The sequence below is a fragment of the Paenibacillus chartarius genome, from assembly GCF_042432825.1.
Taxonomy (GTDB): Bacteria; Bacillota; Bacilli; order Paenibacillales; family NBRC-103111; genus Gordoniibacillus; species Gordoniibacillus chartarius.
This window is the reverse complement of the sequence record NZ_JBHLWN010000061.1, coordinates 1-12,871: the sequence shown is the minus strand read 5'-3', so window position 1 is coordinate 12,871 and position 12,871 is coordinate 1. Positions and strand designations below refer to the sequence as shown.

The 12,871-nt window shown below is 53.5% G+C and carries 8 protein-coding genes, 12 tRNA genes and 1 rRNA gene; all 21 read left to right on the top strand.

Annotated elements, in window-relative coordinates; genetic code table 11:
• Nucleotides 1-131 precede the first annotated feature (131 nt).
• The 21 genes from rrf (at nt 132) to glmS (ending at nt 12,788) form a co-directional block, all read left to right on the top strand.
• Nucleotides 132-248: ribosomal RNA gene (rrf, locus tag ACFFK0_RS15065) — 5S ribosomal RNA — on the top strand.
• 5 nt (nt 249-253) lie between these two features.
• Nucleotides 254-329: transfer RNA gene (locus ACFFK0_RS15060), tRNA-Asn, on the top strand.
• A 1-nt stretch (nt 330) separates the two neighbouring features.
• A tRNA-Thr gene (locus ACFFK0_RS15055) sits at nt 331-403 on the top strand.
• A gap of 5 nt (nt 404-408) precedes the next feature.
• Nucleotides 409-480, top strand: a tRNA-Glu gene (locus ACFFK0_RS15050).
• A 72-nt stretch (nt 481-552) separates the two neighbouring features.
• A tRNA-Val gene (locus ACFFK0_RS15045) sits at nt 553-628 on the top strand.
• Nucleotides 629-634: 6 nt separating this feature from the next.
• Nucleotides 635-710: transfer RNA gene (locus ACFFK0_RS15040), tRNA-Thr, on the top strand.
• Nucleotides 711-716: 6 nt separating this feature from the next.
• Nucleotides 717-788: transfer RNA gene (locus ACFFK0_RS15035), tRNA-Gln, on the top strand.
• A gap of 5 nt (nt 789-793) precedes the next feature.
• Nucleotides 794-866, top strand: a tRNA-Lys gene (locus tag ACFFK0_RS15030).
• Between the two features lie 8 nt (nt 867-874).
• A tRNA-Leu gene (locus ACFFK0_RS15025) sits at nt 875-957 on the top strand.
• A 17-nt stretch (nt 958-974) separates the two neighbouring features.
• Nucleotides 975-1,049: transfer RNA gene (locus tag ACFFK0_RS15020), tRNA-Gly, on the top strand.
• Between the two features lie 3 nt (nt 1,050-1,052).
• Nucleotides 1,053-1,129 (top strand) — tRNA-Arg (locus ACFFK0_RS15015).
• Nucleotides 1,130-1,149: 20 nt separating this feature from the next.
• Nucleotides 1,150-1,226, top strand: a tRNA-Pro gene (locus tag ACFFK0_RS15010).
• A gap of 68 nt (nt 1,227-1,294) precedes the next feature.
• Nucleotides 1,295-1,365 (top strand) — tRNA-Gly (locus tag ACFFK0_RS15005).
• Nucleotides 1,366-1,530: 165 nt separating this feature from the next.
• Nucleotides 1,531-4,320, top strand: coding sequence for a phosphoenolpyruvate carboxylase (gene ppc, locus ACFFK0_RS15000; RefSeq protein WP_377471081.1), 2,790 nt, complete (start codon nt 1,531-1,533; stop codon nt 4,318-4,320).
• A 144-nt stretch (nt 4,321-4,464) separates the two neighbouring features.
• On the top strand, nt 4,465-5,367 hold the full coding sequence (locus tag ACFFK0_RS14995; RefSeq protein ID WP_377471080.1) for an EamA family transporter: 903 nt from the start codon (nt 4,465-4,467) through the stop codon (nt 5,365-5,367).
• 63 nt (nt 5,368-5,430) lie between these two features.
• Nucleotides 5,431-6,021, top strand: coding sequence for an RNA polymerase sigma factor SigW (gene sigW / locus ACFFK0_RS14990; RefSeq protein WP_377471079.1), 591 nt, complete (start codon nt 5,431-5,433; stop codon nt 6,019-6,021).
• Between the two features lie 68 nt (nt 6,022-6,089).
• Nucleotides 6,090-6,695 (top strand): zf-HC2 domain-containing protein, encoded by a 606-nt coding sequence (locus ACFFK0_RS14985; protein ID WP_377471078.1) that lies wholly within the window; start codon nt 6,090-6,092, stop codon nt 6,693-6,695.
• A gap of 130 nt (nt 6,696-6,825) precedes the next feature.
• A complete protein-coding gene (cdaA, locus tag ACFFK0_RS14980) occupies nt 6,826-7,638 on the top strand; it encodes a diadenylate cyclase CdaA (RefSeq protein WP_377471077.1) in 813 nt (270 codons plus the stop codon).
• Entirely contained in the window at nt 7,631-9,028 is a 1,398-nt protein-coding gene (locus ACFFK0_RS14975; RefSeq protein WP_377471076.1) for a CdaR family protein, read from the top strand. Before cdaA ends, ACFFK0_RS14975 begins: the two co-directional genes overlap by 8 nt.
• 84 nt (nt 9,029-9,112) lie before the next feature.
• Nucleotides 9,113-10,453 carry a phosphoglucosamine mutase gene (gene glmM / locus ACFFK0_RS14970; protein ID WP_377471075.1) on the top strand — a complete coding sequence of 447 codons (1,341 nt, stop codon included), beginning with the start codon at nt 9,113-9,115 and terminating at the stop codon, nt 10,451-10,453.
• A 505-nt stretch (nt 10,454-10,958) separates the two neighbouring features.
• The gene (gene glmS / locus ACFFK0_RS14965) at nt 10,959-12,788 is read left to right on the top strand and encodes a glutamine--fructose-6-phosphate transaminase (isomerizing) (RefSeq protein ID WP_377471074.1); all 1,830 of its coding nucleotides are present in this window, start codon (nt 10,959-10,961) and stop codon (nt 12,786-12,788) included.
• The last annotated feature ends 83 nt before the right edge of the window (nt 12,789-12,871 follow it).

The following is a 12,871-nucleotide window of genomic DNA, read 5'->3' as shown; positions in this document are numbered from 1 at the left end:
AAGCGCAGCAATGCGTGGAGCTGACGAATACTAATCGGTCGAGGGCTTATCCAAATAACAAAACCAAAGAATCTACGCAAACTGTTTCGTATCTAGTTTTCAGGGTGCAACTCCCTGAAACAAAGCAAACGTTTGGTGGTAATGGCGGAAGGGAACCACGCGTACCCATCCCGAACACGACCGTTAAGCCTTCCAGCGCCGATGGTACTTAGACCGCAGGGTCTTGGGAGAGTAGGACGCCGCCAAGCGATATTCCCTGATAGCTCAGTTGGTAGAGCACTCGACTGTTAATCGAGTTGTCACAGGTTCGAGTCCTGTTCGGGGAGCCACGCTTCCATAGCTCAGTAGGTAGAGTGCATCCATGGTAAGGATGAGGTCACCGGTTCGATCCCGGTTGGAAGCTTATGGGGCCCGTTGGTCAAGGGGTTAAGACACCTCCCTTTCACGGAGGTAACAGGGGTTCGAATCCCCTACGGGTCACTACTTATCCCCACAAAGTGACGTTAGGCTGATAAAGCATATTCCGATTACTTTGCGGGGACCCATTAACATGGGCGCTTAGCTCAGCTGGGAGAGCATCTGCCTTACAAGCAGAGGGTCGGCGGTTCGATCCCGTCAGCGCCCACCATCATATGCCGCTGTAGCTCAATTGGCAGAGCAACTGACTTGTAATCAGTAGGTTGGGGGTTCAATTCCTCTCGGCGGCACCACGATATTGGGGATTAGCCAAGCGGTAAGGCAACGGACTTTGACTCCGTCATGCCAAGGTTCGAATCCTTGATCCCCAGTATATGAGCCATTAGCTCAGTCGGTAGAGCACCTGACTTTTAATCAGGGTGTCGTAGGTTCGAGTCCTACATGGCTCACGTTATAAGCGCGTATGGCGGAATTGGCAGACGCACCAGACTTAGGATCTGGCGGGCGACCGTGGGGGTTCAAGTCCCTCTACGCGCACCACTTTAATAATACCGCATGCGGAAGTGGCTCAGCGGTAGAGCATCGCCTTGCCAAGGCGAGGGTCGCGGGTTCGATTCCCGTCTTCCGCTCCATATGTGCCCTTAGCTCAGCCGGATAGAGCGTTTGACTACGAATCAAAAGGTCGGGAGTTCGAATCTCTCAGGGCACGCCATTTAGATCAATTCCATACTACGGGACGTAGCTCAGCTTGGTAGAGCACCTGGTTTGGGACCAGGGGGTCGCATGTTCGAATCGTGTCGTCCCGACCATTATGTTTTGCCCCGGCAACAGTGACCGAATTTGCTTTGAAGCTATTCGTACTTTTGTGGGTTAATATGCGGGTGTAGTTCAATGGTAGAACTCCAGCCTTCCAAGCTGGTAGCGTGGGTTCGATTCCCATCACCCGCTTCAATGACAAGCAAAAAGGACCAAATAAGGTCCTTTTTGCTTTGTATGCTTTTTTTTTGAAACTTTCTTGAAAAAAAGCTACATCACCGATGTGGATTATGATAAAATATAATGAATGAAATTGCTTTAAAGCAATAGAGCACGATAAGAATATGAGGTGTGAACATGCCGGAAACAGTCAATGCGCTGTCCAAAAGCACGACGAACAATTTGCTTCGTCGCGACGTCCGTTTTCTGGGTCATATTCTCGGGGAAGTGCTGGTGCACCAAGGCGGCCACGAGCTGCTAGATACCGTCGAGAAAATCCGCGAGATGAGTAAGTCGCTTCGTGCGCAGTTCGTCCCGGAAATATATGATGAATTCAAGAACACGGTTCGTACGCTTGAGCCGGGGGTACGTCATCAAGTTATCCGTGCCTTCGCAATTTACTTTCAGCTAGTCAATATAGCCGAGCAGAATCATCGCATCCGGCGCAAGCGGGATTACGAGCACAGCTCCGGGGAGACGGTACAGCCCGGATCCATCGAGAGTATTGTTCAAGAGCTTCGTAACAAAAATATTCCCGTAGCAGAAGTCAAGGAGATTCTTCAGGCGATGTCTCTTGAGCTGGTAATGACCGCTCACCCGACAGAAGCGATGCGGCGCGTTGTCTTGGATATCCATCAGCGTATCGCACAAGATGTGATGAAGCTGGACAATCCGACCCTTACCTATCGTGAGCGGGAACAGCTGAGAGAGAAGCTGGTCGGCGAAGTGCTGACGCTTTGGCAGACGGATGAGCTTCGCGACAGAAAGCCGACCGTTATCGATGAGGTACGCAACGGCATGTACTTCTTTGATGAAACGTTATTCGACGTTCTTCCGGAAGTATACTACGAGCTGGAGCGCTGCCTGACCAAATATTACCCGGATGAGAAATGGCACGTCCCAGGCTTCCTTCGCTTCGGCTCCTGGATCGGCGGCGACCGTGACGGCAATCCGTCCGTAACTGCCAACGTGACTTGGGAAACCCTCGGCTTACAGCGTCAGCTCGCTCTCAGGAAATATGAAGAGACTCTTCGCGAGCTGATGTCGCACGTGAGCTTCAGCCAGAACATCGTGAATGTCAGTGACGAACTGCTCCAATCCATTCAGGATGACCGCGAGCAGATGGAGCTGAAGCAGGCCGATGTATGGCGCAATGCGAAGGAACCGTATCGAATTAAAGTCACCTACATGATTGAGAAAATTCACAATGCGGGTGATTCTTCCGTTGATGAGAAGCGAAAATACTCGTCTCCCGCGGAGTTTGTTAAGGATCTGCTCATTATCGAACGCAGCCTGCGTTCCCATTATGCGGATTATGTAGCGGATAATTATGTTGCAAAGCTGGTTCGTCAAGTGGAGCTGTTCGGCTTCCACCTTGCTACTCTCGATATTCGTCAGCACAGCAAAGAGCATGAGAACGCCATGACCGAGATTATGGCCAAGATGAGCATTACGCCGGACTATGCAGCACTGTCGGAGGAAGAAAAAATCAAGCTTCTGACCGACGTACTGAACGATCCGCGTCCGATCACTTCGCTATATCTCGATTATTCGGACTCGACGCAGGAATGCTTGAATGTTTACAAAACGATTGCCAAAGCTCAGAAAGAGTTCGGCCGCAGCTGCATTCAAAGCTATCTGATCAGTATGACGCAAGGCGCCAGCGATTTGCTGGAGGTGCTCGTCTTCGCTAAAGAAGCCGGGTTGTACCGCCGCGAGTCGAACGGAAAAGTGACTTGCACGATTCAGTCAGTGCCGCTGTTCGAAACCATTGACGATTTGCATGCCGCACCGGAGATTATGAATACATTGTTTGCCATTCCCGCATTCCGTGGCAGCTTGGACGATGAAGCTCCGCTTCAGGAAATCATGCTTGGTTATTCCGACAGCAATAAGGACGGCGGCATGCTGACAGCGAATTGGGAGCTGCGGATGGCATTGCGCAACATTACGGCAGTCGGGAAGTCGCATCAGGTCAAGCTGAAGTTCTTCCATGGCCGAGGCGGAGCTTTAGGACGCGGAGGAATGCCGCTCAACCGAAGCATTCTTGCTCAACCTGCGGATACGCTTGGCGGCGGTATTAAGATTACGGAGCAGGGCGAAGTATTGTCGTCCCGCTACTCCTTGCAGCCAATCGCCTACAGAAGCTTGGAGCAAGCCACATCGGCGCTCATTACGGCAGCGGTTCAGTCGCGCAATCCGCAGACGCATCCGTCGGAGCCGGAATGGAGCGAGATCATGAAGCTGATTTCGGAGAACGCGCAGCGGAAGTATCAGGATCTTATTTTCCGCGCCCCGGACTTCCTGACGTTCTTCAAGGAATCGACTCCGCTGCCGGAGATCGGTGAGCTGAACATCGGTTCCCGTCCATCCAAGCGGAAGAACAGCGACCGCTTTGAGGACCTTAGAGCGATCCCTTGGGTGTTCGCTTGGACACAGAGCCGTTATCTGCTTCCGGCATGGTATGCCGCCGGTACGGGGCTGCAGAGCTTCGTACAGGGCAAATCGGAAAACCTTCAGAAGCTTAAGGAAATGTATGAGCAGTGGCCATATTTCCGTTCAATGATCGACAGTCTGCAGATGGCGCTGGCCAAAGCCGACCTGTTGATCGCCAAAGAGTACGGCCGCATGATTAAGGATCAAGCGGTAGCGAACCGTATTTTCTCCTTGATCGAACAGGAATATGAACTCACTTCCAACCTGCTGCTGGATATTTCGGGTCAACAGGACATTCTGGATAACGTACCGGTCATTCAAGAGTCGATCCGGCTCCGCAATCCTTATGTAGATCCGCTGAGCTATTTACAGGTCGAGCTTCTCACCGAGCTGCGTTCTCTGCGTGACAAGAATGAAGACGACGCGGAATTGCTGCGCGAGGTATTGCTTACGATTAACGGAATTGCCGCGGGGCTTCGAAATACCGGCTAATCCAATAAGGCCATTCGTCTTTCGGGACGGATGGCCTTTTCATATGACTGGAAAATATTGCGGAAAGCTGGCATACTAAGAATATTGCTTGTTCAAATGATTCGAATATGACACAGCACGCCGGAAAGGAATATGCATGTCGATATGAATAGCTTCCGCTGGTTTTACATCTTGGCCGTCATCATCGGAGCATCCAGCTACGGGATACTGTCATCCTGTATTAAGCTTGTCTATGAAGCAGGGTTTAACGACGGACAAGTAACACTATCCCAGGTTACTGTCGGAACACTTATGCTGTGGGTCGTCGTACTTTGTGTGCGCTCAGCCTGGACGAATCCGTTCCGGGGGCCGTGGATAAAGCTGAGTTTGGTAGGGATCTTCGGCCTGCTGATGACGACGGTATTTTATAATATTGCGCTCTCCGAATTGAATGCTTCTTTAGCTATCGTGCTGCTGTTTCAATTTACATGGATCACTATGGCGATGGACAGCGTCGTCTCCAGACGCGCCCCGACACGCCGTCAGATCGGAGCGATCGCGGTAATTTTGGCAGGGACTATTCTTGCGGTAGATTTATTTACTTCGGATTGGAGCCGCGTCAGTATTAAAGGGATTATGTTCGGGCTGTTGTCGGCTATGACGTACAGCACGTTCTTATTCTTTGCCGGCCGGGTCAAGACGGATATGGATCCGTTCATGAAATCGGCGCTGATGCAGACGGCTACCCTGCCGGTGCTGTTTATTTTATATCCGCCTTTGACGTACATTCATTCCGAGCATTGGGTGCCTCTGCTTTCATGGGGGCTGCTGATCGGATTGTTCGGGCAAGTGCTTCCAACGATTATGTTCAATGTCGGGATTCCGCGCATCGGCAGCTCGTTATCGGCGATGATTGGCTCGGTGGAGCTGCCGGTAGCGATTATTGCAGCATATGTGATACTCGGTGAGCCTGTAGGCGTGATGCAGTGGCTCGGTATGCTGCTCATTTTACTGGGGATCGTAGCGGCGGAGTTGAAACCAAATGTGAAGGAAGCACGTATGGACTAGAAGGGGATAGCACGGCGAACGCTGCTGCAGCGAGGCCGTCATCCGGGTTGGAGGAGTAGATCCGTGCACACAGTTGAAACGCGGTTGGCGAAGCTTGCACGAAACGGTGACCGATCCGCTTTCGAGGAGCTGGTCCAGCTGTATAAGGACAAAATTTATCACCTGGCGTACCGAATGCTAGGTAATCGCCAGGAAGCGGAGGATGCGGTACAAGAGACGTTCTTGCGCGTGTATTTGAATCTGAATCGATACGACGAAACGCAAAAGTTTTCGACGTGGATTTTTAGGATCGGGACGAATTTATGTATCGACAGGCTGCGTAAGAAAAAGCCGAATTATTCGCTTGATGCGGAGCTGCCGGAAGGCGACGGCGGAGACTGGTATTCGATGCTGGCCAGCGACGAAGCGCTGCCTGAAGATCAAGTGATACTGTCCGAGACGCAGCAGCATATCCGGGGGGCGATCGAGGCGATGCCGGACAAATACAAATCGGTCGTTGTGCTTCGTTATTTGCAGGACATGTCGCTGCAGGAGATCGGTGACGTGCTGGATATGCCGGTAACGACAGTCAAGACACGGGTGCATCGCGGCCGGGAGTTTCTGCGCAAGCAGCTGGAGAAGCTGGAGAAGAAAAAATGGACTGATTTTTTTTGAAACGCGCGTAATCATCCTTACGTATGATAATACACTAGGTCTCTGGAAGGAAAGGAGTGGCCTCAAATATGAACTGCAAAGATGCCATCCCTTGGATGCACGAATATTTGGACGGGGATTTGAGCGGCCCTGAAGCCGCTAAGCTTAAAGAGCACTTGTTGACATGCAGGGACTGCCGAGCCATGTTCGAACAATTCGAGAGAACGGAAGCGCTCGTCCGCTCCTTGACGCCGGTGCCCGTACCGGGCGACCTGACAGCCCGGATCATGAACGGCATTCCGATGCCGAAGCGGCGCGGTGCTTGGCTGCGCTGGGTGCGGCGCCATCCGGCCGCGTCGGTCGCGGCGGTGTTCGCATTGGTCATGCTGACCAGCTTCGCTACCATGTGGAACGAGGATTCGGAGCTGATCGTCAAAGGAACGGATCTGGAGCATGTGCAAATTCGCGGCAATACGGTTATCGTACCGGCCGGACAGACGGTGCGCGGCAACTTAATGGTGCAAGGCGGAGAAGTGCAGGTCGAAGGCGAGGTTAGCGGCAATCTGACTGTGATCGACGGTACGGTGAATATGGCATCAACGGCACGGATCGCTGGACAATACAAGAAAGTCGATCAGGCTCTGGACTACGTCTGGTACAAGCTGAACGATTGGGCGACGGCGATTACCCATTGAGATCGCTTCATTGAAAGTTCCTCCCTTTCTTCACAAAGAAGGGGAGGATTTTTGCTGTGAATATGGTATCATGTAACATAGACAGAGAGAGAAAACAGCGTGGTTCAACGGGCCGTGAGGGGGACTCCGGGTGGATTTTCTGGATGGATTTTCGATCAACGATGTTGTAGATATCGTGATAGTCAGTTATGTCATATATAAATTCATTCTGCTCATTCGTGGAACGAGAGCGATTCAACTGCTCAAAGGCATCATTGTCGTTGTCGGCGCATGGGTGCTAAGCACGTTGTTCGAGCTGAAGACGCTGCAGTGGATGATGAGTCAGATGTTTACATTCGGCGTTGTGGGCTTGATTATCATATTTCAGCCGGAGCTTCGGAGAGCTCTCGAGCAGCTCGGACGGGGCAAGCTGTTCAGCCGCGGCTTTTCGGAGGAAGATCAGGCGATTAACGAGCGCATCGATGAGGTAGCCAAGGCCGTATCCCATCTGGCCAAGCGAAAGATCGGAGCCCTGATCGTATTCGAGAAGGAGACGGGCCTCACGGATTATATCGAGTCCGGTACGCCGATGGAGTCGCGGATTTCTTCGGAGCTGCTCATTAATATTTTCATACCGAATACGCCTCTTCATGACGGGGCGGTCATTATTCGCGGCGGACAAATTATGGCGGCAGGCTGTTATTTGCCGTTGTCGGAAAATCCGTTCATCAGCAAGGAGCTAGGAACGCGTCACCGCGCTGCGATCGGCATGAGCGAGGTATCGGATGCAATGTGCGTCGTCGTCTCGGAGGAAACGGGACAAATGTCGGTGACGCTGAACGGTCACATTTTGCGGGATGTGCAGGAGGATGCGCTGATTGACAAGCTGTTTGCCGAGCTGAAGCCGAAGAAGACGACGGACAAGTACCCTTTCTGGAAATGGAGGGGCAAGCAGGATGGATAAGTGGCTCGGCAATACGAACGTCGTACGTGTGGTTGCGCTGATCCTGGGGATTATGCTGTGGGGAATTGTGCATTTGGAGGAAATGAACACAGGCACTACGTCGGTGTCGAGCGGCATTCGCGAAGATAAAATCAATGAAGTGAGCATTACGCCCAAATATGATGCCGGTCAATATTTGATCTCGTCGATGGAGCCGTCGAAGGTTACGGTGCTGCTGAAGGGCAGGGACAGCGCGCTCCGCAAGGTGAGTACGGTCAGCTACCAAGTCGTCCTTGATCTGACGAACGTCAAGGAGGGCGAGCATACTTTGCCGCTTCAGGCGATCGGATTTCCTTCTTCCGTCGAGGTTCAAATTATTCCGGATCGAGTGAAGGTCACGCTGGAGAAACAGGAGCGTAAAGAGGTGCCTGTCGTCATTAACGTACGAGGGACGCCGGGCACCGGGCTAAAGGCCGGGCAACCGATCGTGAAGCCGAATAAAGTAAATGTGACGCTGCCGGCTTCCCGCTTGGATGAAGTCGACAGCGTAGTCGGGGAGATCAACGTCGATAAAGCGACTTCGGCGGTGTCGAAGCAGGTGAAGCTGCAGGCGATCGGGCAGAACGGCCGAGAGCTGACAGTCGATATTAATCCGGCAGTCGTTGACGTTGAGGTGCCGATCACCAGCCCCTTCAAGACGGTGCCGCTTCAGCTCAAATATATCGGCATTCCCGCCAAGGGCTTCAGTGTCGCCAGCGTTACGCCGGAAAAGGACAAGGTTACGGTATACGGAACGCAGGAGAATGTCGATAAGCTGGAGTTTTACCAGGGGCCGGATATCGATTTGACGGGGCTGAGCGAATCGAAAGAGCTGAGCATGACGATGCCGCTGAGGGGGGCGGTAACGCAAGTCGATCCTCCGCAGCTGAAGGTCCGCGTCGAAATTGTGCCGACGACGACGAAGGCTTTCGAGAATGTGCCGCTGACGATCATCGGGCAAAATGACGCCTATGATACGAAGATCGCGGTGCCGGAGACGGGGCATGTGAATCTGCTGCTGGACGGCGCGCAATCCATTCTCGACAGCTTGTCGCAGCAGGATATTCAAGCGCTCGTCAACGTCAGTAATCTTCCGCCGGGGCGGCATGATGTACCGGTTATGCTCAACCTGCCGGCGTTCGTGCAGCGGGGGCTCACGCCGGAGCTTCGGGCCACGGTAGAGATTGAGGCGAAGCCCGGAGCGGCGGGAGCAGGTGTAGGGGCTGGAGCCGGAGTGACAGGCGACGGGGCTGCCGCGGGCGGCGCAGCCGGCGGTACGCCGGCGACCGGCGGCGATACCGGGACAGGTAACCCTGGCGTAGACGCCGGTACTCCCGCAGCTAGTACTGGCACACCTGCCGCCGGGCAGTAACAGAATTGCCGATACACCATTTCCGCCTCATGGGCGTATGATGGAAAAACACAAAAAGATAGACAGAGGAGAGCTAATACACTTATGGGGAAATATTTTGGAACGGACGGAGTACGCGGCGTTGCGAATCGCGAGCTGACTCCGGAGCTTGCTTACAAGATTGGCCGCTGCGGCGGATACGTCCTGGCTGGACAAGTGGAGCGTCCTAAGGTCGTGATTGGACGAGATACCCGGATATCCGGCTTGATGCTGGAGTCGGCGCTTGTCGCGGGGCTTCTGTCCATCGGCGCTGACGTCATTCAGCTTGGCGTTGTGTCGACACCGGCCGTCGCTTACTTAACCCGGAAGATGAAGGCGGACGCAGGAGTAATGATTTCCGCCTCGCACAATCCGGTAGAAGATAACGGGATTAAGTTTTTCGGCGGTGACGGCTTCAAGCTGCTTGATGAGACGGAGCTTGAGATCGAGGAGCTGCTCGATGCGGAAGTCGATACGCTGCCGCGTCCGGTGGGCAGCGGCATCGGTACGGTAACTTTGAATGAAGAAGCGAAATATGAATATATCGAGTTCCTGAAATCGACCGTATCGCAATCGTTCAGCGGCAAGAAGATCGTGCTCGATTGCGCGAACGGGGCCGCATATGAGCTTGCGCCGCGCGTATTCCGCGAGCTTGGCGCAACGGTCGTGACGATCGGGGCTTCGCCGGACGGCTTGAACATTAACGAAGGCTGCGGCTCGACGCATCCGGAGCTGCTGCAGCAAGAAGTGCTTAAGCAGGGCGCCGATCTTGGACTTGCCTTCGACGGTGACGCCGATCGACTGATCGCAATCGATGAGACAGGGGCCGAAGTTGACGGAGACTATATTCTCAGCATTTGCGGATATGCGATGAATCAAGCGGGTAAGCTCAAGCATAGCACGATCGTTACGACGGTAATGAGCAACATCGGCTTCTTTAAGGGGATCGAGAAGGCGGGGCTGAAAGCGACGCAAACGGCTGTCGGCGACCGCTACGTGATGGAAGAGATGCGCAAGGGCGGTTATAATCTGGGCGGGGAGCAGTCCGGGCATGTGATTTTCCTGGATTACAATACGACCGGAGACGGCATTCTGACGGCGCTCCAGCTGGCGGACACGCTCGCGGCGTCAGGTTCCAAGCTGAGTGAGCTAAAGGGCATTATGCGCAAGTATCCGCAGCAGCTGGTCAACGTTCGCGTAGCGGATAAGAGCCGCTGGAAGGATAACGAAGCGATCGCCGCGGCGATCCGCGAGGTCGAGGCTGAGCTGGGCGACAATGGCCGGGTACTCGTTCGTCCGTCCGGCACGGAATCTCTCATTCGCGTTATGGCGGAGGGACCTGAAAAGGAACAAGTAGAGGCCTATGTCAGCAAGATCGCCGATGTGATTCGCCGGGAGCTTGCCTAAAGAAAATTTTGACTGAGGCCCCCGGTAACGATGTAGGTCTATCGTACCGGGGGTTTTTCCGTCTATTTGAGACTTTGGATGGAAATATGGTGAAAATTCATAGTTGCGCAAAGCGCCCAGAATGCATATGATGTTACTATGTGACTTTGAGATAGAAAGGTGGATCGGGGTTTCGGCAACAAAAGCGCCAGAACTTCGCCTTGGCGCGGTGAACCGATGCGGCTTGCTTGCGAGCGATGGGTGCCGGTATGAGCGAAGTTGACGAGGTGAAGGTGTTCGAATGATTCGGCGGGGACCTTCCGGTGCGTAGAGTGCGCCGTAAGCTGAAGGGCAAAAGGCCGCGGGCGACCGGGCTGACAGGACTTCAGCATCACTCTTGATGAAAGGCTTTGTTTTGTTGTGTAATTGGAGCTGTTTACATTTATCCGTTCGGGACTGCCAAGTGAATAAGTAGGGACTTTGGTAGTCCCGAGCGCATCATGTCCTATAACGGAGGTAATCGACTATGTGCGGTATTGTTGGCTATATTGGTGATCGGAATGCGCAGGAGATTTTAACTGAAGGCTTGAAAAAGCTTGAATATAGAGGTTACGATTCGGCCGGTGTGGCAGTGTTCACGAAGGACGGACTGCAAGTGAAGAAAGCGAAGGGCCGTCTGGCCGTGCTGGAATCCGAGCTGGAGAAGAAGCCGCTGGAAGGCACTGCAGGTATCGGCCACACCCGTTGGGCGACGCACGGCAAGCCGTCGGATGTCAACTCGCATCCTCATACGGATAATTCGATGAAGTTCTCGGTTGTCCACAACGGTATTATTGAGAACTATTTGGCACTGAAGGAAGAGCTGATCGCGGAAGGCCGTGTATTCGTGTCCGAGACCGACACGGAAGTCATTGCCCACCTCGTGGCCAGCCTGTACAAAGGCGATATCGTTGCAGCCGTGCGCGACGCAGTGAAGCGGATGACGGGCGCATTTGCTCTCGGGGTACTGACCGAGTATGAGCCGGATAAACTGGTAGCAGTTCGTTATGCAAGCCCGCTGATCATCGGTGTCGGTGAGAACGAGAACTTTATCGGCTCCGATATTCCGGCGATTCTGGAGCATACGCGCAACGTATACATCCTGAACGACGGCGAAATGGCTGTTTTGACACGAGATGCTGTCGAACTGATGACTTTGGAAGGAAACTTCATTTCCCGGGAAATCTTCCATGTCGATTGGGATATTATTACAGCGGAAAAGGCCGGATTCGATCACTTTATGCTCAAAGAAATTCACGAGCAGCCGAAGGCTTACCGTGACACGATGGGCAGCCGCCTTTCGGCGGACGGCCGCAGTGTTGTTCTGAACGAGCTGAATATGTCGAAGGAAGATATCCAAGCGATCAGCCGCATCCATATTGTGGCTTGCGGTACGGCGTATCATGCCGGCCTGATCGGTAAAAATGTAATTGAGAAGCTTGCACGGATTCCGGTTGAGACGGACGTAGCTTCGGAATACCGTTACCGTACGCCGATCATTACGAAGGATACGCTGGTGATCGTCGTAAGCCAGTCCGGTGAGACGGCAGACACCCTCGCAGCTTTGCGCGAAGCAAAGCGCTGCGGCGCCCGTGTACTGGCGATTACGAACGTTGTCGGCAGCTCGGCGGCCCGCGAAGCGGATGACGTGATTACGACATGGGCAGGTCCGGAGATTGCCGTTGCTTCGACAAAAGCATACACTTCGCAGTTGATCGCGTTCTACTTGCTGGGTCTCTACTTGGCGCAAACGCTGGGTACGGTATCCGCGGACGAAATCGCCGAAACCATTGCTGGGCTGCGTAAGCTGCCTGAGCAGGTGGAAGCGATTTTGAAGGATTCATCGGCTATCGAGAGCTATGCGAAGCAAATCGCCGAGCATGAAGACTTGTTCTTCATCGGCCGCGGTCTGGATTATGCCGTAGCGCTTGAAGGATCGCTCAAGCTGAAGGAGATCTCGTACATCCACTCCGAAGCGTATGCAGCGGGGGAACTGAAGCACGGTACGCTGGCACTGATCGAAGAGGGCATCCCGGTTATCGCGCTTGCGATCCAGTCGGACTTGTTCGAGAAGACGGTCAGCAACATCAAGGAAGTCAAGGCGCGCGGAGCAAACGTCTTCGGTATTGCGGCTGAAGGTGAAGAGGAGCTGGCGAAATCGGTTGATCAGGTTTTCTATGTGCCTAAGACGCTTGACCTGCTGTCCCCTGCATTGTCCGTCGTGCCGCTGCAGTTGTTGAGCTACTATGCGTCGCTGGCTCTTGGGCATGACGTAGATAAGCCGCGGAACCTGGCGAAGAGCGTGACGGTGGAGTAAGGGTTGGTAAGTTAAAGAACTGTATGTAACAAGCAAATAAAGTCGTTTACCAGCAATTTAAACTCGTATTGAGCAATTAAAAG